The sequence below is a fragment of the cf. Phormidesmis sp. LEGE 11477 genome (assembly GCF_015207105.1).
GTDB lineage: Bacteria > Cyanobacteriota > Cyanobacteriia > Phormidesmidales > Phormidesmidaceae > Phormidesmis.
This window is the reverse complement of the sequence record NZ_JADEXO010000092.1, coordinates 1-25,174: the sequence shown is the minus strand read 5'-3', so window position 1 is coordinate 25,174 and position 25,174 is coordinate 1. Positions and strand designations below refer to the sequence as shown.

The following is a 25,174-nucleotide window of genomic DNA, read 5'->3' as shown; positions in this document are numbered from 1 at the left end:
CCCCAAAGCCCACCCCAAAACCTACCATCGCTATCTCGCATCTAGGCTGCGAGAAGAACAGAGTCGATAGCGAACATATGCTAGGACTTCTAGCTAAGGCAGGCTACGGCATCGGTGCGAACGAAGAAAGCGCCGATTACGTCATTGTCAATACCTGTAGCTTCATTCAGGCAGCCCGTGAGGAATCCGTTCGCACACTTGTAGAGCTAGCCGAGGCAGATAAGAAAATAGTCATTACTGGCTGTCTGGCCCAGCATTTTCAAGACGAGCTATTAGACGAAATTCCAGAAGCTGTCGCCCTAGTTGGGACTGGGGATTATCACAAGATTGTCAATGTGATCGAGCAGGCTGAAGCAGGCGAACGGGTCAAGCTAGTTTCAGCTGAACCTACCTACATTGCTGATGAAACGGTGCCGCGCTATCGGACCACGTCTGAGGGCGTTGCCTACGTGCGAATTGCTGAAGGCTGCGACTACAAGTGCGCTTTTTGTATCATTCCTCACTTGCGTGGTAAGCAGCGATCGCGCTCCATCGAATCTATTGTTGCCGAGGCCCATCAGCTAGCTGCTCAAGGCGTTCAAGAGCTGGTCCTAATCTCACAGATCACCACCAACTACGGCGTCGATCTTTACGGCAAGCCCAAACTCGCTGAGCTAATTCGCGCTCTAGGCAAAGTTGACGTGCCCTGGGTGCGGATGCACTACGCCTACCCCACTGGCCTCACACCCGCCGTCATCAGCGCTATTCAAGACACCCCTAATTTTCTCCCCTATCTCGATCTTCCCCTGCAGCACTCGCATCCCCAAATGCTGCGGGCGATGAACCGTCCATGGCAGGGGCAGGTCAACGACCAAATCATCGAAAACCTTAAAGCGGCCCTGCCTGAAGCCGTTCTTCGCACGACCTTCATCGTTGGTTTTCCTGGCGAGACAGAAGCGCAGTTTAACCATCTAAAAGCCTTTGTTGAGCGGCATCAGTTTGATCATGTGGGTGTTTTCACCTTCTCAGCAGAAGCAGGCACCGCCGCCTACGACTTGCCAAACAAAATCGAACAGTCCGTTATGGACGAGCGCCGCGAAGCCATCATGCTAGCTCAGCAGGAAATCTCCTTCCGGCGAAATCAAGCGCAGATCGGCACCACTGTGCCAGTGCTGATCGAGCAAGAAAACCCATCTACTGGAGAGCTGATTGGGCGCAGCGCCAGGTTTGCCCCTGATGTCGATGGCCTTGTCTACGTTAAAGGCGACGCTGCCAACGGGGCCACTATGGGCCAAATGTCTTCTGTTTTGATCGAAGCTGCCGATAGCTACGACCTATTCGGATCGCTCGCCGTTTCTAGCGCCTGAGCTTATTCTCTCCTGACTCTAGTATCTGTCTCTACAAAACGCCTTCGTCACTGCCCCCAGTATCTTTTCCTACACCCGACTACCGTGATGACCTCTTCCTTTGCTGATCTAGGACTATCCTCTAATTGCGTTGAACACCTGACGCAATTAGGTTTTACTGAACCGACAGCGATTCAGGTGCAAGCCATTCCTCAGCTACTCTCCGGGCACGATGTCGTCGGACTAGCCCAGACAGGTACTGGTAAAACAGCCGCATTTTCTCTGCCGATGCTAGAGCAGGTCAACGCCGCTAATCGCTATGTGCAGGCGCTGGTGCTGACGCCGACCCGTGAGCTAGCCATGCAGGTCAGCCAAGCGATGGAAGAGTTCAATACGGACAAACGACTATACGTCACCTCTGTGTATGGAGGCCAGTCAATTGACCGACAGCTCCAAAGGCTCAAGCGCGGATCGCAAATTGTGGTGGGAACCCCTGGACGGGTAATCGATCTAATTGAGCGGGGTGGGCTCATCCTCGATCGGCTCAGCATTATGGTGCTAGACGAAGCCGACGAAATGTTGAACATGGGCTTCATTCAAGACGTAGAAACGATCTTGTCGCACACGCCGGACGAGCGGCAGACGGCTTTCTTTTCCGCCACGATGGAGCCCGCTATTCAAAAGCTTTCTACCCGCTTTCTAAAGTCTCCCGTAACGGTGAGCGTGGAGGCTAAGACCTCTTCTACCGCCCGCATCAAGCAGATTGCTTATACAGTGCCGCCTGGCTGGAGCAAGCCCAGGGCGCTGATGCCAATTCTAGAAATGGAAGATCCCGAGTCGGCTATTATCTTTGTTCGCACTCGTCGCACCGCCGCCGAACTGACTCGCCAGCTACAGGCTGCTGGTCATAGCGCCGATGAGTATCACGGCGATCTTACCCAGTCGCAAAGAGAAAGGCTGTTGCAAAGATTCAAGCAGCGTCAAGTTCGCTGGGTAGTCGCGACTGACATTGCCGCGCGCGGAATTCACGTTGACGATCTTAGCCACGTGATCAACTACGAGCTGCCAGACAATCTTGATAGCTATGTTCACCGGATTGGTAGAACCGGTCGCGCTGGGAAAGAAGGCCGTGCGGTTTCTATCGTGATGACCCTAGAAAAGTACAAACTCAGTCGCATCGAAAAACGCTTCAAGAAGTCGGTTGAATACTGCAAAATTCCAACCCAAGCTCAGATTGCCGCTCGCCATCTAGAAAAGCTACAGGCCCGTGTGCGAGAAGCAGTGACCAGCGAGCGCGTGGCCTCTTTCTTGCCCATCGTCTCTCAGCTTAGCGAAGAGTACGACATCCGCACAATCGCCGCAGCGGCGCTACAGATGGCATACGATCAAGCTCGGCCTGCTCATTTGAGAAAGGAAGACCACTCCGATAGAAAGCCAACGCCAAAGCCAAAGCTGCTACCTTCGAAGATGCGATCGCAAGCAGATGACGTTAAGCCAGCGACGATTGAAGAAGGGGTCAGAAACTGACCTGTAAGTTCATTTCACTGCTTGACAGTTTGCAAAGCTATGTGTAGTGACTCATACAGCTTTTTACGCTGGGTAGCCTAATATAAGGAACAATCGCAGGTTCTGATTTTGGGTGGAGCGGTGAAAAATGCTGGTGATGCTGATAGAAGATCGAATGGTTCAGCCAAAAACTGTCTGTCAAAGCTGCCCAATGGCAAGCCAAAGCGGACTGCCTAGATGGAATCGGGGGCGCTTACGGTGCGGACATCTAATTGAGCAGTCTTTGAGAGAAGACCCGCCACAGTATGAATGCACAATGGGGTTCCGGGTAGCTGAGCTTTCTGAATAAGCGCTTTGACTATAGGCGCTTTGACTAGTTAAGTTTTCCGAACCAAAAGAGCACTCTGACCCAAAGAGCGCTTCGATCCGAATACGTTATTATAGGCGAAAGTACAGAGCTACTCAACGAATGCTCTGCCCATTATTTCTGATAGGAGTTTGTTTATGAATGGTTCTGCGCCTGCAAAAGATAGAGCTTTTTCGGCGTTAGCTTATGTCATGCCGTTGGCGTCAGTGTTGCAAGCAGGCAGCTATTTCTTACCTTTTCTAAGACAGCAAGCGCCGCCGATCTATGCACTACTCCAGCTAATACTGCTGCCAATAAGTCCATTGCTTGCAATTGAAAACAGCATTCTAGGACTGGGTGTCTTTATTTTGCTGTTTGCTTTTGTAGTGCGTAATCCAGAGATTAGTCGGTTTATTCGCTTCAATGTGCTTCAGGCGATCATGGTGAGCTTTGTTATCTCCATTCTGGTCTTTTGCATCAGCACTTTAGGAATTTCTGGGCTCTTTATCGGAGAGACCCTGCTAAATGTTCTATTCTTGGGCGGGTTCGCTATTGTAGTGTATTCGGTAGCTCAGTCTGTACTAGGGCAATACGCCGAGATTCCTACCATTTCAGAAGCTATCAACATGCAGTTGCCCTAGCTTCACTTCGCTCAGCTACTTGGGCTTCTTCGCTTAGCTACTGCTAGATCTTTAGTAATAAATCTATTCAGCTAGAATATGCGGTTACTTCTACCCCTATGCCACGCTGGTGGTTGAGCGGAGTCGAAACCACGTTACTGAAGCGCCATCTCTTTTGAGACGGGCGCTTCGCTTTTTTCTTTTGCCTGGACGGTATTCTCTAAAGAGCCGATACCCTCGATTTCTATACGAATGCGATCGCCCATACCGATCGGCCCAACCCCTGCAGGCGTCCCTGTCAGCACAACATCGCCTGGTAGTAATGTCATTGCCTGACTGATGTAGGCGACTAAATGCTCCGGTGAAAAAATCATGTCGGCAATCGTAGCGGACTGCTTGGGCGACTGAGCATCGTTCACAAAGGTTTGTAAGCGAGCGCCTGCTGGAATTTCTCTCACAATCCACGGACCCAAAGGGCAAAATGAGTCGAATCCCTTAGCTCTGGTCCACTGGCCATCTCGCTTTTGCAAATCGCGAGCAGTGACATCATTGGCGATGGTATATCCCCAGATCTTGCTGCGCGCCTCTGTAGGTTGGCAATCTTTAGCGCGATCGCCAATCACCACCGCTAGCTCGCCTTCATAGTCCACCCGATCTGACTGAGAAGGATAATAAATTGCCTCGCCTGCCGCAGTCACAGCCGTCGATGGCTTCATGAACAGCAATGGCTCTTTAGGAACATCGTTGCCCAGTTCTGCCGCGTGCCGAGCGTAGTTTCTTCCGACCGCAATTATCTTAGAAGGCGCACAGGGAGCTAGTAGCGTGTAGTCCTCAATAGCCAGCTCCTGCTCTGTAATATTGCCATCTCGCCAAGGCGGAGCATCGAGTATCTTGACACCGCGATCAGCTTGAAGCAAACCATAGTGTAGCTGACCTGATGACGATTGAACTCGAACGTAGCGATGAGCCATATGTTTTTATCGGGTCAGTTGTTGGTATGATTGTAAACCCTTGCTTTTGTCTGCGCTATAGCGAGACGCTAACGCCCTGATGCTTGTCATCAGCGTAGAAGCCTAAGCAGCGCGAAACAAAGGCCACGATGACCACAAGGACCTTCACTTTAGAATTATGAGCACGCTTTACGAAACCATGTATATTCTACGGCCCGATATCGGGGATGAAGCCGTAGACGAAGCCATTAGTCGCTATCAAGACCTGCTCAAAGAAGGCGGGGCCGAAGACATTGAAACGCAGCATCGAGGCAAACGCCGCCTAGCCTACGAAATCAACCGCCACCGTGAGGGCATCTACATCCAGATGAACTACGAAGCACCCGGCACCGTTATCGCCCCCATGGAGCGAGCGATGCGTCTGAGTGAAGATGTGATCAGATATCTGACAATTGTCTTTGAAGAGCCTGTAGAGGGCAGTGACGGCGATGGTGAATTGACAGAATCTACAGAGTCTGCTGCGCCTTTAGGTTCATAGTCTGGGTTCACAGTCTTGAGCTCACATCAGACTCGATAGAAACACTTAAATCATCAAAACGGTCCCTTCGATCGGCAACTGCCAATTGAGGGGACTTTTGTTTGAGCTTTTGTTGGAGTGTTGTTTGACAGGTAGCCTCACAGGTTATCTGCGGCGTTTTTTTGGGTGTTATATATCAAGAAGAATCGATAGTTCACCAGTTAGGAAGGTTGACCCGTGACCCAAACATCTAGCCCGAGCGGTTTGAGCATTCCGTCAGAGGTAGTTCGGCTCAAAGAAGAGTTGGAGATGCGAGATCAGCTAGTGCAACAGCTTTCGCAGGAACTATTTCGACTGGTGAAAGGAAATCAAGATTTTTTGCCAACACCAGAAGTCTCTGAGCAGCATCAGCAGGAGGTGCGATCGCTGCGTGAGCAAATGCACAAATTAGAAGAACAGGTGATCTTCTATCAAACTCAAATCGAAGAGCGCGACGCCCAAACTCAGCATCTGCATCAAACCAATCAAGAGCTAACCGATCGAACGCGAATGCTAGAGCAGGTCGTACAAGAGCTGCCGAGAATCTACAAAGAAAAATTCGCCGAGCGGATGAGCGCGGTCAAGGATCGAGTGGCCAAGATTCAGCAGGAAAATCGTGAGCTACAGGCTGAACTACAGAGCACGACCTATCGTCTGGCAATGCGTAGCCGCCGGGGGACTAGCAATCTAGATTTACCCACATTTCCTAGTGAAATGTTGGGGAAAAATTCGATGGCTAGCTTTGCAAAAGCCACAGGTGTTGAATAGAAAGGTTAAGCTTTGGGGGTTGCAGACTGTAGGAGCGTTCCTTTAAGAATTACTGATAGCAATCAGGTCTATTGGTAGATCAATCACTATCAAAACCGACCAATAGATACAGTCCGATAGATTTCGATAGATATAGATATCGTGCGCGCGCATGCAGCAGCTAACCTTTTCCAAACCAAAACACCTTTGATGGCCGAATTAATTTCATTAGACCTGGTACAAGATATTGCGCGTGAGTATGGGTACTGGGCAGTGTTCTGCGGGATCTTGTTAGAGAATATGGGTATTCCACTGCCAGGAGAGACCATTACGCTAGTCGGTGGGTTCCTAGCAGGCAGTCATGAACTCAACGTGTGGTACGTCATGGGGGCGGCAACTGCAGGGGCGATTATTGGCGATAGCGGTGGGTATCTACTGGGCTATTACGGTGGCTGGCCGCTTTTAGTAAAGGTAAGTCGCTGGGTTCGGGTGCCAGAATCGACGTTGGAAGAGGTACGCGATCACTTCAGTCAAAATGCGGGCAAGGCCGTCTTGTTCGGTCGATTCGTCGCTCTACTACGAGTGTTTGCTGGGCCGCTAGCAGGCATTAGCCGCATGCCCTACCCCAAATTCCTACTTTGCAACGCCGTTGGCGCAGCTACGTGGGCAGCGGCGATGGTTAGCCTGTCCTACTTCTTTGGGCAGCTAGTCCCTCTACCAGTCATCATGAAATGGGTAGGGCAGTTTACCGGAGCTGCCCTATGTATCGTTGTTGGCTGGGTCATCACCACTTGGTGGCTAGAATCACGTCGAACAACTTCTGAACATCTGTAGCTGACGTTGAGCGGCTGTCGTTTACTGCCTTCAGCGTGCAGCTAAAGCGTATGGCTGCAAGAGGATTACGCCCTTAAGGCTCGACGACATACTCCGACTCTACAGGCTCTACCACGCCTTCTCTTACGAGCGCCTGATAAATTAGGGCAGAGAGTTCAGCGCGAGTGGTCGGCTCAGCCGGATTAAGCTGCGAAGCATCAGGATAGTTAACAACTAGGCTACCGGCAGTTGCTGCGGCTATCTTGTCATTGGCCCACTGAGGAATAGCACTAGCATCGGTATAGCGAGAGAGCGTAGCCTGAATATTTTGAGGGCTCTCGATACCCAGTCCGGTCACTAGGGTTGTTAGCGCCTGAGCCCGAGTCACTGGCAAATTAGGTTTGAATGTGTCGTCTGGGAAACCAGTCATAAAGCCGCCTCTAACGACTTCTCCGATCGACTCTCTCGCCCAATACTCGGATTCTACATCAGAAAATTCGAGTGACGCCTTATCAGCAGTCAGATCGAAAGTACGAGAAACAATATTGGCAGTTTGGGCACGAGTCACTGGCTGATCGGGCCTGAATGTGCCGTCGTCATACCCAGAAATCAGTCCTCGGCTGCTGAGAGCATCAATATAGGGTTCTGCCCAGTAGCCGTCTGGAACATCAGCGAAGGCGATCGCCTCTTGGGGCTCAGCGCTAGCAGCCTCTGAAGCGGCTACGGGTCGTTCTACCTCTTCTACCTCTTCAGCAGCTACACTATCAGGCGCAGCTACCGTACCAGCCGCAGCGCCAACGGCCCCAGCCCTGGCCACGTCTGCTAGCGGGCTTGATTGCTGCTGTGCTAGCAAGCGTTCTCTTCTAATAGCAGCTCTAGCGGCCAATTCTTCTTGAGCTGACATATCGCTAAAGTCAACATCATCAGTCAATGTGTCAGGGGCGATATCCGCATCAGTTCCCCGCCCGATGATCCCAGGTTCTATCAACTCATCATCCTCTACGTCAGGCGCGATCACTACTGGAGCAATCGGTAGATCTGAATCACTAAAGATCGATAGGTTGCCACGAGTAAGGCCCCATACCAAGACACCTCCTAGAGAGAGGAAAGCGACAAATAAAGCCACCATTTCGTCAAATCCTATTGGACTGTTTGCGCCCGTGTTGGGGGGTGTAGGCACAGATGTAGGGACAGGTTCTTCAGGGCGACGAGGGTCGTTGGGTGGCTGAGGGGAGGATTGGGTCACAGAAATGCTCGCTTTTAATTACAGTTATGAAGATAGGCATAAAACTACTTGCTTTGATCTAATTTTTGGTCTTGGCAAAGAGATCAAACAGCAAGCGTATTGATTCACAAAAATAGAGCATTTCGGGCCAAAGATCAGCTTTCTTGTGAAATAGCCTTCATTATTATTTACCCATTGGTCGTTTATCTTCTACGGACACTATGACTAATCGGTTAGCCAACAGCAGCAGTCTCTATCTACGCAAGCATGCTGAAAATCCGGTGGACAGGTGGCCTTGGTGTGAGGAGGCGCTGACCACAGCGCAAAGAGAAAACAGGCCGATCTTTCTATCGATTGGCGGCTCTAGCTGTCACTGGTGTACGGTCATGGAGGGCGAAGCATTTTTTGATGAGGCGATCGCACTCGTCTGCCAAGGTCTCAAATGCCTGTCCGCAGCCACTAGTAAGGCTGTGCTAGATCAGCAGCTAGACGACTCTCAATTCTAGACACCAGCAGCAAAGCGAATCTTGAGATAATCGTCTTCCATCTTGGCACCAGATGGATTAAGAGCAGCTAGTGCCTGAGGCAAAACTAAATTACGGCGATGATTGCCGATCCGAATATTAAGCTCGTCAGCAGTTTTGCTCAGCTCTACCTGATCTTTAGGAATGCCAGGTAGATAAACTTCTAGGCTGTAGTTATTGTCTTCTTGAATCACTCTTAGCGTGGTCTCTTTGTAATAGACCTGCGCCGGATCTTCCTCACCATACAGAGTTTCTTTCAATCGATTCAGCGCTTCCATGCCACACATTTCTTCAGAATAAAGCGGCACTTCTTTTACCGGCAGCGGATGAAAGTTGTCGTGAATTTGGCTTTTATACTTTGCCTGCTGATCTTTCCAACGCTGAAAGAACGGATCGCTAACGGTATCTGGAATGATGCGATTCGCAACCACCATATCCGTACCTACGTTGTACAGACTTAGGTAAGCGTGGGCTCTCAAGGATTCTTTGATCACCATCTTTTCTGGATTGGTCACTAGCCGCACAGAGGTAATCGTTGGATCGGCCAAGATCTTTTCTAGCGCTTCTAGTTGCTCGTAAAACTCATAGGGCGCATCCATCACCTCCTTAGTCGGCAAAGAAAATCCAGCCACAGGGCGGAATAAGGGCTCTACTAATGGTCGCAAGGCGGTAGACACCGCCTGAAATGGTTTGTAAAGCCGACGCATGTACCAGCCAGCGACTTCGGGCAGACTAAGCAGCCGAAGCGCAGTGCCGGTCGGCGCAGAATCGATAATTAGTACGTCAAATTCTTTCTCGTCATAGTGACGCTTCATCCGCACCAGGCTAAAAATTTCGTCCATGCCTGGCAAGATAGCCAGCTCTTCGGCTTCAATTCCTTCTAAGCCTCTAGCCTGCAACACCTGAGTGATGTAGCGTTTGACCGCGCCCCAGTTTCCCTCTAGCTCTCTAAGCGCGTCTAGCTCTGCGCCCCAGAGATTAGGCTGAATCTCTTTAGGGTCATGGCTCAGCTCAGTATCAAAGCTATCGGCCAAAGAGTGCGCCGGATCGGTGCTGAGTACCAAGGTTTTGTAGCCAACTTCCGCACAGCGTAGGCCAGTTGCCGCCGCGACGGAGGTTTTACCTACTCCCCCTTTTCCTGTCATCAAAAGTACGCGCATAGCAAACTGGCCTGTAATTAAGGAAATTAACGTTCCTTTACTCTAACGACTTTTACCCAGCGATAGCTAGCATCGGATCTACTTGCAGGACGGCTTCTTAGTCAGTAGGTTAGTTAGCGAACATTCAGGTACTGCAAAATACCAGCCGTAATACCGTCAGCAATTTCGTTGACGGCCTGCGGATTTCTAAAGCGAGCAGCATCTTCACGGCCAGTCACGAAACCCGTCTCCACCAAAACTGCTGGCATGGAGGTATTGACCAAGACATAAAAACGGGCTCGGCGAACACCGCGATCGCGCAAGTCAGTCCGCTGCAAAACATTGTTGTGAATCGTCTGCGCCAGGCGAAAACCAGAGGAATAATAGTAGGTTTCTAGACCGTTGACATCTGGGCGGCTCATGCTAATCGCATTGGAGTGAATGCTGACAAAGATATCGCCATCAGCGCGTTCAGCGATATTGACGCGGGGCTGAAGGTCTAGTTCTCGATCGTCTGAGCGGGTCATGACGGCGTTAATGCCTTTAGCTTGCAAAGAAGCCTGCATGCGCCTAGCTACCGTGATGTTGATGTCTTTTTCTCTGAGACCTCCAATGCCGACTGCACCGGGGTCGCGTCCCCCATGCCCAGGATCGATGACGACAGTGAGCTGGCCCTGTCTAGCACGCGGAATACTGGGCGAGGGGCGAGGGGTAGCGGGTGGAACACTCGCAACTGGCGCGGTTCCTTCGATGATGCGGGCGGGTAGCCGCGCGGCTGATAGACGCCGCTGCAGTTGTTCGGCGCGGTTGCGGTCTCTAAAACGACCCGCCTGGATGACTCTTTGGCCGTCAACCCGAGTGCGAAAGGCACCGGATTCGATTGCATTGACGCGATCGCGCGTATTCGAGCCCCGCTCAGGCACGACCACCTGATAAAACGTAGCAGTGCTAGGTGACGAGCTTGGTGGCACCGACGCCCGCTGCCCCTCAACAATTTGGCTGGTCAGTCCCTCACTTGAAAGCTGAGCTACGAGTTGATTGGCCCTAGCTCGATCCTGAAACAGACCTGCCTGAATCACCCGATCGCCGTTTACAGTCGTCATAAAGGCATCAGAGGCCACCTGCCGCACTCGCAGCCTCACCAGCGCCGAAGAGCTAGGCACAATCACTTGATAGACAGTATCAGAACCACCACCAGAGCCACTAGGCAACGCAGGCGGTCTACTCGTACCCGGCGCAGGCAAAGACCCGCCGCTTAAAACGGGCGGGCCTGAAGGTGAGGGTGTAGGCGCTGGCGTAGAGGGCGCAGGCGAGGTAGGCGCAGATGGGCGGGACGGCCCATTCGCACGCGCTTGGGCGATGACAGTATCGACATCTTGAGCGTTCGACAGATAGATATGACTTTGGTCTTGGCCGTTGAGGGTTCGACTGGCAAATTTCCAGCCAGGATCTAGCTCGATCTTGACAAAATCGTTAGCGACACCGTTGCTGCGGCCAATTTCTAGGACGGGTAGATCCCCCCCTCGACCAGGCAAAGCCCCTGGCAGCGCTACCAGGACTAGGCTGTCGCCACGGCGAGTAATTTGTAGACGATACTGGCGGCTAAGATCCTCATTGCCGATCCGAACAGAATAGCCATTGCTGTCAGAACTACGGCCACAGATACCGCTGAAGGTGAAATTCAGCAGCAGCGGATCAATTACGGTTGGGCTGCCAGACTCCTCTGCATAGCAATCCCGGCTATCATTGAGCTGCTCAATAATTAGCAGACGATAGAATCGACCATTCGAAACCGGTTCAGCAACAGCGACTGCGCGATCGGCGGCAATCGGCTGTTCCCCGTAGCTTTGGGCAAGTGCCCGAGTAGAGGCGATCGCACTTGCTCCCAAGAGGGTAGCCGTCAATGCGGTCAGTGTGGTGATGCGACGAATGATAGATTTCATATCTACGGCGGTTCAGCAGTGGAGCGAAGAAGAGCAGTTGCAAGTATTTAGCTATAAAAAATCATTGGGCTTTGTGAATCATCAGGCGTATGCCAGGCCACAGACGGCTCTAGCTAATTGGTACCCAAGGATGATATCCCAGCTACGATTTCAATAAATATTGTTCCTTAGTCATGAGGAACTATAGCAGGTGAGTTGAAGCTTCTATTAATAAGCCTGTAGCTGTATTAAAAAAAGGATCGGCAATGCCCCCATTGAGCGGGCTTTCTAAGCCAACAGGTTGTATTTATGTGACTACTTTTGATTTGTCACACCGTTTTTAAGACTTGTCATATACCGGCTTGACAACAAACTTTATTGGATGTTGCGTCGGTGTTTTTGCTAAAGGCCCTTTTGTCTCGCCTGTTTTGTTGGGTGTTTTATAAGTATTTGGAGCGATCCATCTAGGGCGATCGCGTCTGGGATTCATCAAATTCATCGGACCTTCTCAGCGCCTTTTCATTCAGTTAGATCAGCGCATCCCATAATCAAAATAATTATTCTTCACTTAATTCGTCCTAGTGCTACACGCTAGGCTCTTTAAAGATGATTATCCCCTGCACTCGCCGCCCGCTATTTTCTACTCTGGTGGTTAGCACATTAGCATTGACCATCAGTCTTTCTGCCTGCGCGCCTTCCACTACCGAATCGAGCCAGTCTGCATCGAGTCAATCTGCATCAAGCCAGTCTGCTCAGCCTGTCAGCTCAACGAGTTCAACAGCAGACACCGCCGAACCCAAGGTATACACCCAAGAAGGGATTGCTATCAAAGGCGCTGATCCGGTCGCCTATTTTACCGAATCAGCCTTTGTCGAGGGCAGCGCTGATTACACTCATGAGTGGCAGGGTGTGACTTGGCAATTTGCCAGCGCTGAAAACCGAGATCTCTTCGCCGACGATCCAGAAGCGTATGCTCCTGAATACGGTGGTTATTGCGCTTGGGCAGTCGGACAAAAGGCGCTAGTAGCCGTTGACCCAGCCGCCTGGGAGATTGTAGATGGCAAACTCTATCTCAATGCCAATCAAAAAGTCCAAACGCGCTGGGCAAAAGATATTCCTGGTAATATCGCTCTAGCCGATACTCACTGGCCTGAACTGTCCGCACAATAACATCAGTGCAGCAAATAGCTGTCAACAGGCGTATCGCCCCAAAAGATAACGAGAGTCGCTAGAATCTAAAGCCGACAGCAAAAGAGCGATCATCTCCTTGACTGTCAGAGAGACTGGTCAAGAATAAGAAGACTGTCAGAGAAACTGTTCGAGAATAAGAAAGCATTCACCCAAACGATGAAACTGAAAGATCAGCAGCCTGCATCCGTTCAATTACGAGTTCTTCGACTACCGATTCAGATAGTTGCAAGGAGGCTGTTTGTAGGGCTGAGCGTTTTTATTCTGGCGCTAACCACTAGCTCTTGTGCATCCATCGACAGCTCAGTGCTAGCTACGAAGAACCTGCCAGAAGCTGCGGTTTCTGGCGAAAGTGCGAATAGAGCAGACGATTTGACAACGGCTACATTTGCAGGCGGCTGCTTTTGGTGCATGGAGCAGCCCTTCGACAATATCCCTGGCGTAGCTTCTACAGTGTCTGGCTATACAGGCGGTCAGGTTGAAGATCCGACTTACGCTCAGGTATCTAGCGGCAATACAGGGCACGTAGAAGCAATGCAGGTAACCTACGCCCCTGACCAGGTGAGCTATTCCACCCTGCTAGAGACGTTCTGGCACAATATCGATCCGACAGACAATCGAGGTCAGTTTTGTGACAAGGGCACCCAGTACCGCTCTGCTATCTTCTACGAAACGCCTGAACAGCAGCAGGCTGCTAATGCAACTAAGCAGGACGTAGTCGAACAGCTAAACAATTCAGTCGCAACCGACATTCTACCGGCTACTACCTTCTACCCTGCCGAAGACTATCACCAAAACTACTACCAAACCCATCCTGTCCGGTACAAGGTGTATCGCTTTGGCTGTGGCCGAGACCAGCGACTAAGTGAAGTTTGGGGAGACGATGCCCCCGCGCACTAGTTTATCTTTTTTATCTTTGGCTACAACTCCTTAATCTCCTCAGCTCACTTTCTCTAGAGCCTCTGGTTTGTGAGCTGCTTCAGCGCCCGTGCTCTCGCTTTTGACTAAGTATTGAGGCTCTTCCTTCGAGGCTTTGGCAGTATGCCCCTCGATATCTGTCGGTTCTGTCAGCTTCTTCTGAACGGTGCCTGTTGTCTTGCCTTGTGAAGTGTTCCATTGGACGCGATCGCCTTTCTTAAACTGAGCCGCACCGCTTGAAGACGAACGACTCGAAGACGAACTGCTCGAGGATGAACCACTTGAAGACGAGCTATTCGAAGATGAACTACTCCCAGACGACGAACTGTCTGCCTTAGACAAGGTATCTGGGCGGTGGCCCGTTACTGTACCCGTGTTGTCGTTTTCAACGAGATAGCGCGGGTCATCTTTTGATGCAGAGATCTGGCTGTCATCAACGGTTTGATCTTCTGTGATGTGCTTTTGAATGGTGCCAGTAGACGTGCCTTGACCTGAAGACCACTGGACGCGATCGCCCTGGTGAAATTTTTGCTTGCCTGCCATGAGTAATCCTTAATGAAATGACTGTAGTCGTAAAAATACTGCAGTCCTCAAAATACAAAACGCCTTCAGAGTCTGGCTTCTACCTTGATTCCAGTCTTAGGGCCAAAAAAGTTATAGAAAATATACAAATAGACAGAGTGATTATCTTTCCTGCAAAAAGAAAATAGAGCCTAATCAAGAGCGCTCGTAGGCGCAGACACAGTCTGTAAAAAGTAAATTATCAAAACAAATTGATTTATAGTACATAAGAACTATTTAATTCATTATACGTTCGGGATAAATAAAACAGCCGAATAAAACAGTCGAATGAAGCAGCCGATTCTATTTCTTGCTAACTAAATGAACGGGGCGACTTATGAATACTCACCTGCAACCTGGTAAATTTGTCCGTCTAAAGGGCCAGCCGATCGATCTACCTGACTTTGTGCTAGAGCGCTATCTCGGCAGCTTTTGCTGGATCAGACAGCAGAGCTGGGGCAATCTCATCCACTGGAAAGTAGATGTCGCTAGCATCGAAGGGGCGCAGATGAGTTAGCCCAAAAATTGGGGGTTGAATGCACTAAAATCCTATAATTGAGATAGCACTTCAATCACAGGAAACCCATGACTGCACTTCAGGTCTCTGCTCGCGAATTGGTCAAGGCTGCTTACGAAAATCGCTACACGTGGGATAAAAGCTTTCCAGGGTATACCACCGATGTAGTTTTGAAGCTGGGTGACCAGACCTATGAAGGGAGTGCCAAGGTCAATTCGGACTTATCGGCTGAAGTATTTGATGTAGAAGATGACACTGCTAACAAAGTGATCAAAAATCAGCTTTGGGAGGTTGCTATCCACCGTGTTAGCCGTCCATTTGAAAAGACGCATGGTGATAATACCTTCAAAATTGAGGGTGAAGACGAGAACGGTGCGACTAAGATCGAAGTGGGCGGCAAGGCTGAAGGCGATGCCTACAAGGTGAAGAACAACGAATTTGTAATGGTACACCGACATATCCACGGCGTCGTGGTCACCATCAACACAGAGAGCTCGTACGACACGGGTAGTGGTTATCTTTCGCGCACTTACGATTCTGTCTACCACGATCCGAAGACTGGCGAGCAGAAGCAGGGCCGCAGTCAGTTTACCGATGAGTACACGCAGGTTGGCGACTACACCATTTTGGCAAAGCGCACCGTTGCCTCAGAAGACGGCCCTGATATGGAAGTTTCGTTTTCTAATATCAAACTGCTTTCCTAGCACATGGGCATTTTGAAGCGAGGGGACCGGAGCTGGCCGCTGTGGCCAGTTGTCCCAATCTATCCTTATGGCAAGAGGCGAACACTGCGCCGCGAAATTATCCGCGACCAGGTGTGGACGTTTGATCAAGTCCAGGGGATTTTCTACGTCGTTGTGCCGATTCGGATGACGGTGATTAAGCTATCAGCTGGTGGGCTGATGGTGTTTTCACCTGTGGCTCCAACCCGTGAGTGCATTCGACTAGTCCGAGAGCTAGAAGCTGAACACGGCGAAGTGAAGTATGTGATTCTGCCGACTGTAACTGGAGTAGAGCATAAATATTTTGCGGGGCCATTTGCTCAGGTTTTCAAGCGATCGCAAGTCTACGTCGCCCCCAACCAATGGAGTTTTCCACTAGACTTGCCGCTGAGCTGGCTTGGCTTTCCAGCGCAGCGGACTCATATTTTGCCAGACGATCCTAGCCGAACGCCTTTCTACGATGAGTTTGACTATGCCATCGTTGGCCCGATCGACTTAAGCGTCAAGCCTTACACCGAGGTCGCTGTTTTTCACCGAGGCACTCGGTCGCTTCTAGCTGTCGATACGATTCTTTCTATTCCGATAGAGCCACCAGCAGTCTTGAATCAAGATCCCTTTCCGCTGCTGTTTCATGCCCGCGACAGTGCAACTGAAGCGCTAATAGATACGCCTGAGAACCGCCGCAAAGGCTGGGCAAGAATTTCTTTGTTTTCTTTCTACTTTCAGCCCGACTGTCTAGACGTACCTAAGACGGGCCACGTTTTGAAAGAGGCAAGCAAATCACCCAACAAATCGATCAAGAATTACTTCGGGCTCTATCCCTTTAGCTGGCAGGCCAACTGGCATCGATCGTTTGAACAGTTGCGTCAAGATGGCAGGCTGATAGTAGCGCCTATCTTGCAAACGCTGATTTTTAATCGAGATGCTAAGGGAGTACTTGACTGGGCCGATAGAATCGCCCAGTGGGATTTTGAGCAAGTCATTCCCTGCCACTTTAGCGCGCCTGTTGAAGCCGGTCCTAGTGAGTTTCGGCGTGCTTTCAATTTTCTAGAGCGACCTAATCCGCAGAGCTGGTCTGGGTTTGAGCATGATGTACCGATGGTTGACTTAGAAACGCTAGGTCAAATCGACAGACGGCTACCGGGAAATGTCATTCCACCGCCCAGGCGCTAGTCTTTCTGGTTTCTCCTGGACTAGTCTTTCTGCTTAACCTCGTGAAAATCTGAAAAGTCGATATAGCGAATAACAGCCTCACCGTCTTCCGTATCACTATCTGGGACAGCGTGAATGATGTCTTTAAAGTCATGGTTCCACAGCAGATCTGGGGCGTAGTAAGTATGGCGGGCGTGAATTGCCTGAGCAACGGTCTGGTCGATGCCGCTAAGAGAAACAATCAGCGCGATATTCTTTTGCAGTAGCGCCGATTGATCGAGGCCGTAGAGCGGGCTTTTGGTATCGACGCTGTGTAGGGCGGTCCAGGTGAGAAAGAAGTTGGGATTGCGATCGCGCTGCAGCGCTAGCTCATAGAACCGTCGCATCATCCGCCCTTCCAAATTCTCATCGATGGCTAGATACAGTCGCATCTGAGCCTCTAGAATTTGATTACGGCGCTCGTTCGCAGCTCTAAACATCAGCGTTGGCGTTCTGGCAAAATCGCTAATCACCGCTACTTTGCTGAACATCACCTTCGCAGTTGGCCGAGAAAAGCGAGCATAGGCTAGCCCGGTAAGCACAGCGATGCCCACAATCGAAATAACGGCTTCTAGCGTCACTAATATGTGGGCATAGGTGTTGCCTGGAGACATCACGCCGTAGCCAATCGAGGCAGAAGTTTGCACGCTAAAGAAAAAAGCATCGAGAAACGAGCCGGGTCTGGCATTAGCGATCGTCCCTTCACCCCCTAGCAAAAACAGTAGGGCCGCCGCTGCGTTCGCTAACACATACACCACGACCGTAATCACCGCGAACCCTTGCCAGGGAATTGTCAGCATTAAGTAGTAAGGGTCTCGCCAATAGGAATACCAGCCGCCTAACCCCGAGATGCGAAAGCGTCCGTCTTGAACATGGATTCGCACCTTAGACAATCGACGTGGCCACCGGGAGTCTATTTTCATCTATCTATCTTTGTTTTAGCTTTGTTTTGGCTTTGTTTTGGCTTTGTTTTGGCTTTACTTCGGATTCACTTCGGATACTGATAATTACCGTCTCACGCATCAGACCAGTTAATTCTATGGAAATCCAGCCGCGCCAACATCAGGATCTCGTCCAAAAGCTAACTAGCCATCTAGAAGCCCTATCTGGCCCGCGCGATCCCTATTTAGGTGCAGGAACACATCGGCTATCACAGCACTACATTCGAGCCGAACTAGGGCAGTGGGGAGACGTTTCTAGCCAGGCGCTCGATTTTCAAAGGCCGGCGCGTCAGGGATTAAATTCTAGCGGGGCTCATCATGCCAATTGGCAAGTCTTGATTCCAGGCAGTCACGCTCGGCTCAGTCCCTTTCTAGTCGGTGCCCATTACGATACGGTGCCTGGATCTAGCGGCGCTGATGACAATGCTAGCGGCGTTGCTGTCCTGCTGGTTTTGGCAGAGCTGCTAGCAAAATATCAACCCCGGCGCTCTGTGCAACTCGTCGCGTTTGATCTAGAAGAATACGGGTTAGTCGGCAGTACGACTTGCGCCTGGCAGTGGCGAACCCAGAATCAACCTATCTATCTGATGCTTTCGCTAGAGATGCTGGGCTATTTCTCTGACGAGCCTCATTCACAGCGATATCCGCTAGATGTCCTCAGTCGCATCTACCCAGACACGGGTAGCTTTATCGCGCTGGTTGGTAATACAAAAACCGTTCTCAAGATGCGATCGCTCAAACGCCACCTAAAACAAGCAGGTGCTCCGTGCGAATGGCTCCCCGTCATCAACCAGGGCAAACAGATCCCAGACACTCGCAGAAGCGACCACGCGCCTTTTTGGGATGCAGGCTATCCGGCAGTGATGGTGACAGATACTGCCCATCTGCGTAATCCACACTACCATCAGGCTTCAGATCGAATTGAAACCCTGAATATAGAGACCATGGCAAAGGTGACGCGGGGCTTAGCGGCCTATCTACAAACAAGCTAGAGTTGAGGAACTTAGCACGGCGGCGGAATCTAGCGCGAAGAATCGCTGTTGCGATCGCTAGAAATTAGGCAGATGGGAGTATAGCAGGCATGACCTCAAAATCTACGCTTCAAAGATTGGTGTCGGCTTTGGGACTTGGCATTCTAATGACTGGGCTATCCTCTTGTCAGCCGATTCAACAGGCTATGTCCTCTGATGTTGTGCAGTTGGCGAAGGAAGTGCTCTCGGGCAATGCCTACGGATCTAGAGATAGCTACACACAAGACCGCTACCTAAAAGATATTGAGCTACCTACGGAGACCAGCCTCTACTTCGGCGCTGTGGCAGGCGGCGGCGCGCCTAGCTATAACGAAATTGCGCTAGAGAAGAATGTTTTGTACTTTCAGCGGTCTCTACGCGAACTTGGCTTCTCTGTAGAGGCAGCCAGCCTATTTTTTGCGAGTGGCAACGATTGGGAAGAAACCGTTCGCTATCTAGACGAAGATGGCGACGAACGGTTCAAGGCAGCTGAGATTCCTGAGCTAGATGGCGGCGCGACGATTGAGAATACCTACAGTTGGTTCAAAGCCATCGCCGAAGCGGAAAAGCCCTGTCCAGCTTTCTTCTACTTCACGGGGCACGGCGCGTACAACCCAGAAAATGAAGACGACAACGCGCTGATCTTGTGGGAAGAAGACCTTGTCTCTGTGCAAGAGTTTACGAGTTGGCTAGCGCCGCTGCCCGACGATCAGCCTTTCGTGACGATGATGGCGCAGTGTTATGCCGGTGCGTTTGCAAACCTAATCTATGAAAATGGCGACCCAGAACAGCCGGTCGCCTTGCAAACTCGCTGCGGCTTTTTTGCGACGGTGGCCTCTCGGCCCTCGGTAGGCTGCACGCCAGCGGTTAATGAGGCAGATTACAAAGACTATAGCTCTAGCTTTTTCGCTGGGCTAACAGGGCGCGATCGCATCGGCAATCCAGTCAGCTCTGCCGACTACAACCAGGACAACCAGATCTCCTACGCAGAAGCCCACGCCTTTGCCAAAGTAGATGAAGAGACTACCGACTGGCCAATCTCGACAGTTGAAGCGTGGCTACAGCGCCAGGTTTCCCCATCAGAGATAGAGCAGATCTTGGCAGTTCCGATAGAGGAGCTCAGTGCGATCGCCCGCCCAGAACAGCGCTACGTCGTCACAGAACTGAGCAAGCTAGTCGGATTTGAGCCAAAGCGCTCCTATACAGACAACGACAGCAGGTCCGGGCCTTCTGAGCCAGAAACCGTAGACGAAGCCTATCGAATGAGGCTACGGATGGAGATAATCAACATCGGCGCAGAAGAACGGGTTCGAGCCAGTCAAGACTCGGTGCAGATAGCCGCACTAGATAGAATCTTGAGCTGTGAGGCGGGTAGTTGGCAAGCGCTATAGTTAGCAGGCGCTGGTAAGCGCTATAGATTGGCAAGCGCTAGTAAGCGCTATAGCGTCTCTAGAAATGCCAGCAGATCAGCCATATCTCTTTCGTTCGGCTGAAACTGGGGCATAGGGGGGGTCTGACCACTAATCACCTGAGTAATCAAAGCGGCACGGGAGCGGCGTTCGGATACGTTGTGCAAATCAGGGCCAACCTCACCATCGGCGTACAGTCCATGGCAAGTTGCACAGTTGAGCTGAAAAATATCATGCCCTCTATCAGCATCGCCAGTTAGCTGTAGAACGTCTTGTACGTATGGGTCGTTAGGCGCTAGGGCGTACACCCCTCCAATCGCAACGCATACAAAAAACAAAAGTCCCACTAATATAGACAGCGCTCGCGGCGCTAGCTGACCGGCTGATTGCACCGCATCTTTATCGTTCTCGGTGGGGCTGTTGACGGCTTGATTCGGCACTGTTTCTTTCTGAAAAACTCTTGTCACTACCCTCAGCATCTCGCAATAAACCGTTACTTGCATATTAAGATTCTTTGAGAGGATAAGACAACCCTGACGCCTCGGGAACTGCAGCGATTCATCTATAGTTAGTCTTAAAAATTGCAGTATTCACTGTGACAGTAGCCAGTAGGCTGATATCGGCAACATAATGACGGCTCATTTAGCCAGATAGCCAGTAAATTCGAGTATACTTTTTCTAGCTTTGTGGCCCACTCACTGGCCTATTCACATTAAGATTAGATAAGAGCGATTAATAATCAAATCAAAGACTAGCTAATCAACAGTTGTCCGCAGAATTTAGGAGAATCACCGTGGTAGAGCCTTTACTATCAGGCATCGTTTTAGGTCTTATTCCCGCTACGCTAGCGGGTCTGTTTGTTGCAGCCTATATGCAGTATCGTCGAGGTGACCAGCTCGGCGGTTAACTCGGTGGCCACTAACAGTTGGCTATTAGCAGCTATACGTGGGTATCAAAGCCTAGATAGCAGCTAGATAACAAACAATAAACAGATGTCGCCCTGCTGGATTGAGAAGTTCAGTAGGGCTTCGATTTTGACTCTTTCATTCTGTACAGAAATCTGCTAACCCAGTTAAAGCCAACTTTGCAGTTCCATAGGCAGCATCTGTCTGAGCAGCCTCAACTACGCTGACGCCTAGCTTTTGCTGCCTGATATCTCGCCATGTTCGGTTCTGAGCACCGCCCCCGGCTGTATAAACCTGCTGAACTTTGGGTGCGCCTAGATCTTGTAGCTTTTGATAGCCTTCGGATTCAATTCGGGCGATCGCATCCAAAATTCCATACAAAAAATCGACATCTCGATCAGGTCTAGGCGTTAGGCGAGGCGGGTGGTCTGGATCGTTGATAGGAAAGCGTTCTCCTGGTCGGATCAGCGGATAGTAAGCCAGCTCACAAGGGTTAGAAAGATCGATTTGAGCACTGAGATCGGCAATCTGCTCAGCAGAAAAATACTGACTTAGCACTGCCCCGCCCGTATTAGAAGCGCCACCCACCAGCCACAGATCGCCCAGTCGATGGCTATAGATGCCAAATGACTGATTAGAAATAGCGACCTGGCTTAACAGCTTGAGTACGAGCGTTGAGCCCAGTGAGGTTACCGCATCACCCGGATGCTGGGCACCGCTAGCCAGAAAAGCAGCAATGCTGTCGGTAGTGCCTACACAGATCTGACAGCTAGGTGGCAGACCATACTGAAAAGCTAGGTCTGCGCGAATGGAGGCGATCGCACACCCCGGCTCTAGAACGTCGGGTAGCCAATCAGCAATCGGCAGGCCCAGCAGCCAATCAGGATAAGCCAGCATCTTCACGTCATAGCCTAGCTTCAAAGCATTGTGATAGTCACTGATAGGCAATTGGCCATGTAAACGAGAGGCTATCCAGTCCGCCTGATGCGCGATGTGAACGTCTGCAAGTGAGGAAAGATCCTCGTTTCGATACAGCCAGATAGCTTTGGCCAGAGTAGAGGTAGCGCTAAGCGTAGGGCTATCAGCTGGAGCGACGGTAGATAGATCTGAAAGGATAGGGCGAGCGATCGCATCGCTGTACATCAGCGCCTTGGTCAAAGGCTGACCATTCTGATTACACAACAGCATGGTGGCAGAGGTACCGTTGACGGCAATGCGATGAATCTGAGCGCGGATTGGGGGTGCGATCGCCTCAACTAACCGCCAAAGCACCTGCTCCCACATCATCGGAGCAGCAGCCTCAGCAGTACTTGAAAACCGATGGCTAGACTGAGCCACAATTGAGCTGCTGGCTCGGCTGCTGTCACCGTCTAAAACAATCGCTCTTGCCCCAGAAGTCCCAAAGTCAATACCTAACGCATACATAGCCACAACTCAGCCACAGCTTACAAAATCAAAAAAGCCACGCTGGAATCAGCGTGGCTTTTTCTAGAATTAATCGGTAGATCTAAACAGACAGATCAAAGCAATTAGAGCGACGTCAAATATATCAACGTCAAACAGCTCAGTCAAAGCGATAGACAGACCTCGGCAAGCCTAAACGCTAATCTCGCTAACCTCTCTAGAAATGAAGTCAAATGGCTGATCGATAAAGGAATTGTCGTCAACCCCCATATCAGAGGCCCGCTCTTTGACCATCTCCTTCATGATCTGAATGCCCTGCACTGTAGGGGCAATCGGTACGCCCAAAGAGTTGTACGTCTCACGCAAACCTTGCAGCACTCGCTCCATCAATACGTCGTTGTTACCAGCGACTAAGGCATAGCTGCTGTAGCGCAAGTAGTAGTCCATATCGCGCAAGCAGGCCGCATAGCGCCGAGTAGTATAGGCATTACCACCGGGGCGAATCAGCTCAGGTATGACTTCGAAAAGCTTCTTGCCCGCTTCTCTAGAAATTTCAGCCGCGTTCGCGCTGATCATGGCTGCAACCTTCACCCGGTTAGCGCCAGTGTTGAAATATGACTGCAAAGAATCAATTGCATCGCGATCTAGATAGCGACCGGTAGTATCGTAGTTGCTAATTAAACTGGTGACCGTATCTCGCATGAAAATCTCCCAACATTTGGCGACTATTTCGCAAGCTATCACCTACGAAGCTGGAATAACAAAGCAGGAATAGCACTGGATTCAGCCCTTGACCATCCGCTTTTGAGTCTACCACGAGAGCTAATTGGGCTCGGCGGACAACCTGCTTATATGAGTGAGATCGAAGGAAAAGTTTACAATTTGACCAATTTGGTAACGTTCACCTAAAACACCTCAAACGAGGATGCCTTTGTCTACAGAAGCCTCTACTAGAAGACAGAAGAGATTGTAAAACAGAGGATGAACGGCAGGTTCAGCCGAACTTGTTGGATATTCCGTATATGCGGATACAAAACCTATCAATAGCTATCCATAGGATCGTCTTAGATGGCCTTTTTACGATTTTACGCCTCCATCTAAATAGGCAAGTTTCGAAAAACTTAGGAAAGACGATATGACTGGAAACGAGTCGCGCGCACAAGCAATTTACGAGATCACTAACAGAGAGCCGATTGAGGCCAAAGCCCCACAGAAGTTAGAGGATATCTGGGCTTCGAATGTCTTTAGCCTAAGCAAAATGCAGGCAACCTTGCCCAAAGAGGTCTTCAAATCACTCAAAGAAACTATCAAAACGGGGAAGAAGCTCGATCCTTCTGTAGCGGATACCGTTGCCGGGGCAATGCGCGACTGGGCGATCGCAAAGGGCGCTATGTATTACGCCCACGTTTTCTATCCGCTAACGGGCGGCACGGCAGAAAAGCATGACGGCTTTATCTCGCCTCAAAGCGATGGCGGCGTCATTTCTGAGTTCTCTGGCAAGCTGCTCATTCAGGGCGAGCCCGATGGCTCTTCTTTTCCCAATGGCGGCATCCGGGACACGTTTGAAGCGCGTGGCTACACTGGCTGGGATGTGACTAGCCCAGCTTATATTCTAGAAAACGAGATGGGGGCAACGCTTTGCATTCCCACTGTATTCGTTTCTTGGACTGGCGAAGCCCTCGACAAGAAAACGCCTTTGCTGCGCTCTATTGCTGTGGTTGATAAGGCGGCGAACCGAGTACTGAAGCTGCTGGGTAACGCCGACGTTGCGTCCGTAAATTCGAGCTGTGGCGCAGAGCAAGAGTACTTTTTAGTTGATGCTAACTTTGCGAATGCGCGCCCCGATCTACTCCTGGCGGGCCGTACCCTGTTCGGCAAAGCACCGGCCAAAGGGCAGCAGTTTGACGATCATTACTTTGGTGCCATTCCACCGCGCGTGCAGGCATACATGCACGATATCGAAACCCGCCTGTACAAACTCGGTATTCCGGCCAAGACCAGCCACAACGAGGTCGCACCGGGCCAGTTTGAGATTGCGCCAGTCTACGAGTCTGCCAACGTCGCTAGTGACCACCAACAGCAGATCATGACCACGCTGCGCGATGCAGCTGCGGATCACGGCTTCTTGTGTCTGCTGCACGAGAAACCTTTTGCTGGCATCAATGGTTCTGGTAAGCATGTCAACTGGTCGATTGGTAACTCTACTCAGGGCAACTTGCTAGACCCTGGCGATACGCCTGAAGAGAACCTACAGTTCCTAGCGTTCTGCGGTGCGGTTATTCGCGGTGTCCATCGCTTTGGCCCCTTGATGAGAGCTGTCATTGCAACCGCTAGCAATGACCATCGTCTAGGCGCGAACGAAGCACCCCCAGCGATCATGTCTGTCTACTTAGGTAGCCAGCTAGAGGACATCTTCAATCAGATCAAGGAAGGAAAGCTGACTGGCTCTAGCCACAAGGGTGTGATGAACTTGGGCGTGGATGTGCTGCCGCCTCTGTCGAAAGATGCAGGCGATCGCAACCGAACGTCTCCTTTTGCATTCACAGGCAATCGCTTTGAGTTCCGTGCAGTCGGCTCTAGCCAGTCTGTATCTGGCCCATTGATTGCCCTTAACACCATGATGGCGGATTCTCTCAACTGGATTGCCGATCAGCTAGAAACGAAAATCGGTGGTGGCTCTAGCGCTGAAGACACTGGCAATGCAGTTCAAGCGATTCTTAAAGACATCATGGACA

General features: G+C 50.8%; 25 protein-coding genes. 16 read left to right on the top strand and 9 right to left on the bottom strand.

The genetic code is table 11. From position 1 onward, the window contains the following. The 3 genes from rimO to IQ256_RS21295 all read left to right on the top strand — a co-directional run. Positions 1 to 1,346 (top strand): 30S ribosomal protein S12 methylthiotransferase RimO (gene rimO, locus IQ256_RS21305; protein ID WP_228025135.1); only part of this gene is annotated, 1,346 nt, incomplete at its 5' end. Positions 1,347 to 1,433: 87 nt separating this feature from the next. Further along, on the top strand, positions 1,434 to 2,852 hold the full coding sequence (locus IQ256_RS21300; protein ID WP_193857709.1) for a DEAD/DEAH box helicase: 1,419 nt from the start codon (positions 1,434 to 1,436) through the stop codon (positions 2,850 to 2,852). A 483-nt stretch (positions 2,853 to 3,335) separates the two neighbouring features. Next, positions 3,336 to 3,818 (top strand): Tic20 family protein, encoded by a 483-nt coding sequence (locus IQ256_RS21295; protein WP_193857708.1) that lies wholly within the window; start codon positions 3,336 to 3,338, stop codon positions 3,816 to 3,818. A gap of 134 nt (positions 3,819 to 3,952) precedes the next feature. Here the strand turns inward: IQ256_RS21295 and IQ256_RS21290 are convergent, their stop codons facing one another. Further along, the gene (locus tag IQ256_RS21290) at positions 3,953 to 4,768 is read right to left on the bottom strand and encodes a fumarylacetoacetate hydrolase family protein (protein ID WP_193857707.1); all 816 of its coding nucleotides are present in this window, start codon (positions 4,766 to 4,768) and stop codon (positions 3,953 to 3,955) included. Between the two features lie 157 nt (positions 4,769 to 4,925). Between IQ256_RS21290 and rpsF the strand changes: the two genes are divergently transcribed. The 3 genes from rpsF (at position 4,926) to IQ256_RS21275 (ending at position 6,884) form a co-directional block, all read left to right on the top strand. Beyond that, positions 4,926 to 5,285, top strand: coding sequence for a 30S ribosomal protein S6 (rpsF, locus tag IQ256_RS21285; protein ID WP_193857706.1), 360 nt, complete (start codon positions 4,926 to 4,928; stop codon positions 5,283 to 5,285). 216 nt (positions 5,286 to 5,501) lie between these two features. After that, positions 5,502 to 6,071: an Npun_F5560 family protein gene (locus tag IQ256_RS21280; RefSeq protein WP_193857705.1), complete on the top strand. Its 570-nt coding sequence runs from the start codon at positions 5,502 to 5,504 to the stop codon at positions 6,069 to 6,071. Between the two features lie 189 nt (positions 6,072 to 6,260). Beyond that, a complete protein-coding gene (locus IQ256_RS21275) occupies positions 6,261 to 6,884 on the top strand; it encodes a DedA family protein (RefSeq protein WP_228025134.1) in 624 nt (207 codons plus the stop codon). A 73-nt stretch (positions 6,885 to 6,957) separates the two neighbouring features. Here the strand turns inward: IQ256_RS21275 and IQ256_RS21270 are convergent, their stop codons facing one another. After that, the gene (locus IQ256_RS21270) at positions 6,958 to 8,109 is read right to left on the bottom strand and encodes an S-layer homology domain-containing protein (RefSeq protein WP_193857704.1); all 1,152 of its coding nucleotides are present in this window, start codon (positions 8,107 to 8,109) and stop codon (positions 6,958 to 6,960) included. A 200-nt stretch (positions 8,110 to 8,309) separates the two neighbouring features. Here IQ256_RS21270 and IQ256_RS21265 point away from each other — a divergent pair, with 200 nt between their 5' ends. Continuing rightward, positions 8,310 to 8,594 carry a DUF255 domain-containing protein gene (locus tag IQ256_RS21265; RefSeq protein WP_370623514.1) on the top strand — a complete coding sequence of 95 codons (285 nt, stop codon included), beginning with the start codon at positions 8,310 to 8,312 and terminating at the stop codon, positions 8,592 to 8,594. On the opposite strand, the gene IQ256_RS21260 is transcribed toward IQ256_RS21265, so the two are convergent. Both IQ256_RS21260 and IQ256_RS21255 read right to left on the bottom strand, forming a co-directional pair. Next, positions 8,591 to 9,772, bottom strand: a complete 1,182-nt coding sequence (locus IQ256_RS21260; protein WP_193857703.1) for a TRC40/GET3/ArsA family transport-energizing ATPase — start codon at positions 9,770 to 9,772, stop codon at positions 8,591 to 8,593. The genes IQ256_RS21265 and IQ256_RS21260 overlap by 4 nt on opposite strands. Before the next feature lie 113 nt (positions 9,773 to 9,885). Then, a complete protein-coding gene (locus tag IQ256_RS21255; RefSeq protein ID WP_193857702.1) occupies positions 9,886 to 11,694 on the bottom strand; it encodes an N-acetylmuramoyl-L-alanine amidase in 1,809 nt (602 codons plus the stop codon). A gap of 585 nt (positions 11,695 to 12,279) precedes the next feature. Between IQ256_RS21255 and IQ256_RS21250 the strand changes: the two genes are divergently transcribed. Both IQ256_RS21250 and msrA read left to right on the top strand, forming a co-directional pair. Then, a complete protein-coding gene (locus IQ256_RS21250; RefSeq protein ID WP_193857701.1) occupies positions 12,280 to 12,843 on the top strand; it encodes a YHS domain-containing (seleno)protein in 564 nt (187 codons plus the stop codon). A gap of 177 nt (positions 12,844 to 13,020) precedes the next feature. Beyond that, entirely contained in the window at positions 13,021 to 13,761 is a 741-nt protein-coding gene (gene msrA / locus IQ256_RS21245) for a peptide-methionine (S)-S-oxide reductase MsrA (protein WP_193857700.1), read from the top strand. A 39-nt stretch (positions 13,762 to 13,800) separates the two neighbouring features. Here the strand turns inward: msrA and IQ256_RS21240 are convergent, their stop codons facing one another. Then, complete coding sequence (locus IQ256_RS21240; RefSeq protein ID WP_193857699.1) at positions 13,801 to 14,322, bottom strand: DUF2945 domain-containing protein; 522 nt, start codon at positions 14,320 to 14,322, stop codon at positions 13,801 to 13,803. Between the two features lie 355 nt (positions 14,323 to 14,677). Between IQ256_RS21240 and IQ256_RS21235 the strand changes: the two genes are divergently transcribed. From IQ256_RS21235 to IQ256_RS21225, 3 genes are all read left to right on the top strand, one after another. Beyond that, on the top strand, positions 14,678 to 14,857 hold the full coding sequence (locus tag IQ256_RS21235; protein ID WP_193857698.1) for a hypothetical protein: 180 nt from the start codon (positions 14,678 to 14,680) through the stop codon (positions 14,855 to 14,857). 68 nt (positions 14,858 to 14,925) lie between these two features. Then, a complete protein-coding gene (locus IQ256_RS21230; protein ID WP_193857697.1) occupies positions 14,926 to 15,561 on the top strand; it encodes a DUF3386 domain-containing protein in 636 nt (211 codons plus the stop codon). 3 nt (positions 15,562 to 15,564) lie between these two features. Further along, a complete protein-coding gene (locus IQ256_RS21225) occupies positions 15,565 to 16,752 on the top strand; it encodes a DUF4336 domain-containing protein (RefSeq protein WP_193857696.1) in 1,188 nt (395 codons plus the stop codon). Between the two features lie 20 nt (positions 16,753 to 16,772). Here IQ256_RS21225 and IQ256_RS21220 read toward each other — a convergent pair whose 3' ends face one another. Further along, positions 16,773 to 17,693 (bottom strand): ion channel, encoded by a 921-nt coding sequence (locus IQ256_RS21220; RefSeq protein ID WP_193857695.1) that lies wholly within the window; start codon positions 17,691 to 17,693, stop codon positions 16,773 to 16,775. 116 nt (positions 17,694 to 17,809) lie between these two features. Here IQ256_RS21220 and IQ256_RS21215 point away from each other — a divergent pair, with 116 nt between their 5' ends. Both IQ256_RS21215 and IQ256_RS21210 read left to right on the top strand, forming a co-directional pair. Then, a complete protein-coding gene (locus tag IQ256_RS21215) occupies positions 17,810 to 18,703 on the top strand; it encodes a M28 family peptidase (protein WP_193857694.1) in 894 nt (297 codons plus the stop codon). Positions 18,704 to 18,792: 89 nt separating this feature from the next. Next, positions 18,793 to 20,112 (top strand): Caspase domain-containing protein, encoded by a 1,320-nt coding sequence (locus IQ256_RS21210; protein WP_193857693.1) that lies wholly within the window; start codon positions 18,793 to 18,795, stop codon positions 20,110 to 20,112. Positions 20,113 to 20,159: 47 nt separating this feature from the next. Here IQ256_RS21210 and IQ256_RS21205 read toward each other — a convergent pair whose 3' ends face one another. Continuing rightward, a complete protein-coding gene (locus IQ256_RS21205) occupies positions 20,160 to 20,633 on the bottom strand; it encodes a cytochrome c (protein ID WP_304952611.1) in 474 nt (157 codons plus the stop codon). A 290-nt stretch (positions 20,634 to 20,923) separates the two neighbouring features. Here IQ256_RS21205 and petG point away from each other — a divergent pair, with 290 nt between their 5' ends. Beyond that, a complete protein-coding gene (gene petG / locus IQ256_RS21200) occupies positions 20,924 to 21,037 on the top strand; it encodes a cytochrome b6-f complex subunit V (RefSeq protein WP_193857692.1) in 114 nt (37 codons plus the stop codon). A 136-nt stretch (positions 21,038 to 21,173) separates the two neighbouring features. Here the strand turns inward: petG and IQ256_RS21195 are convergent, their stop codons facing one another. After that, the gene (locus IQ256_RS21195) at positions 21,174 to 22,460 is read right to left on the bottom strand and encodes an FGGY-family carbohydrate kinase (protein ID WP_193857691.1); all 1,287 of its coding nucleotides are present in this window, start codon (positions 22,458 to 22,460) and stop codon (positions 21,174 to 21,176) included. A 171-nt stretch (positions 22,461 to 22,631) separates the two neighbouring features. Then, on the bottom strand, positions 22,632 to 23,141 hold the full coding sequence (apcB, locus tag IQ256_RS21190; protein ID WP_193857690.1) for an allophycocyanin subunit beta: 510 nt from the start codon (positions 23,139 to 23,141) through the stop codon (positions 22,632 to 22,634). A gap of 433 nt (positions 23,142 to 23,574) precedes the next feature. Here apcB and IQ256_RS21185 point away from each other — a divergent pair. Next, on the top strand, positions 23,575 to 25,174 hold a 1,600-nt coding region (locus IQ256_RS21185; RefSeq protein ID WP_193857689.1), incomplete at its 3' end, for a glutamine synthetase III.

Coding starts and splice junctions, on each gene's coding strand:
- IQ256_RS21210 (WP_193857693.1), top strand. CDS start 18,793: ATGACCTCAAAATCTACGCTTCAAAGATTGGTGTCGGCTTTGGGACTT.
- IQ256_RS21220 (WP_193857695.1), bottom strand. CDS start 17,693: ATGAAAATAGACTCCCGGTGGCCACGTCGATTGTCTAAGGTGCGAATC.
- IQ256_RS21295 (WP_193857708.1), top strand. CDS start 3,336: ATGAATGGTTCTGCGCCTGCAAAAGATAGAGCTTTTTCGGCGTTAGCT.
- IQ256_RS21205 (WP_304952611.1), bottom strand. CDS start 20,633: ATGCAAGTAACGGTTTATTGCGAGATGCTGAGGGTAGTGACAAGAGTT.
- IQ256_RS21235 (WP_193857698.1), top strand. CDS start 14,678: ATGAATACTCACCTGCAACCTGGTAAATTTGTCCGTCTAAAGGGCCAG.
- IQ256_RS21230 (WP_193857697.1), top strand. CDS start 14,926: ATGACTGCACTTCAGGTCTCTGCTCGCGAATTGGTCAAGGCTGCTTAC.
- IQ256_RS21300 (WP_193857709.1), top strand. CDS start 1,434: ATGACCTCTTCCTTTGCTGATCTAGGACTATCCTCTAATTGCGTTGAA.
- apcB (WP_193857690.1), bottom strand. CDS start 23,141: ATGCGAGATACGGTCACCAGTTTAATTAGCAACTACGATACTACCGGT.
- IQ256_RS21195 (WP_193857691.1), bottom strand. CDS start 22,460: ATGTATGCGTTAGGTATTGACTTTGGGACTTCTGGGGCAAGAGCGATT.
- msrA (WP_193857700.1), top strand. CDS start 13,021: ATGAAACTGAAAGATCAGCAGCCTGCATCCGTTCAATTACGAGTTCTT.
- IQ256_RS21215 (WP_193857694.1), top strand. CDS start 17,810: ATGGAAATCCAGCCGCGCCAACATCAGGATCTCGTCCAAAAGCTAACT.
- IQ256_RS21240 (WP_193857699.1), bottom strand. CDS start 14,322: ATGGCAGGCAAGCAAAAATTTCACCAGGGCGATCGCGTCCAGTGGTCT.
- IQ256_RS21250 (WP_193857701.1), top strand. CDS start 12,280: ATGATTATCCCCTGCACTCGCCGCCCGCTATTTTCTACTCTGGTGGTT.
- IQ256_RS21225 (WP_193857696.1), top strand. CDS start 15,565: ATGGGCATTTTGAAGCGAGGGGACCGGAGCTGGCCGCTGTGGCCAGTT.
- rpsF (WP_193857706.1), top strand. CDS start 4,926: ATGAGCACGCTTTACGAAACCATGTATATTCTACGGCCCGATATCGGG.
- IQ256_RS21275 (WP_228025134.1), top strand. CDS start 6,261: ATGGCCGAATTAATTTCATTAGACCTGGTACAAGATATTGCGCGTGAG.
- IQ256_RS21255 (WP_193857702.1), bottom strand. CDS start 11,694: ATGAAATCTATCATTCGTCGCATCACCACACTGACCGCATTGACGGCT.
- IQ256_RS21265 (WP_370623514.1), top strand. CDS start 8,310: ATGACTAATCGGTTAGCCAACAGCAGCAGTCTCTATCTACGCAAGCAT.
- IQ256_RS21290 (WP_193857707.1), bottom strand. CDS start 4,768: ATGGCTCATCGCTACGTTCGAGTTCAATCGTCATCAGGTCAGCTACAC.
- IQ256_RS21260 (WP_193857703.1), bottom strand. CDS start 9,772: ATGCGCGTACTTTTGATGACAGGAAAAGGGGGAGTAGGTAAAACCTCC.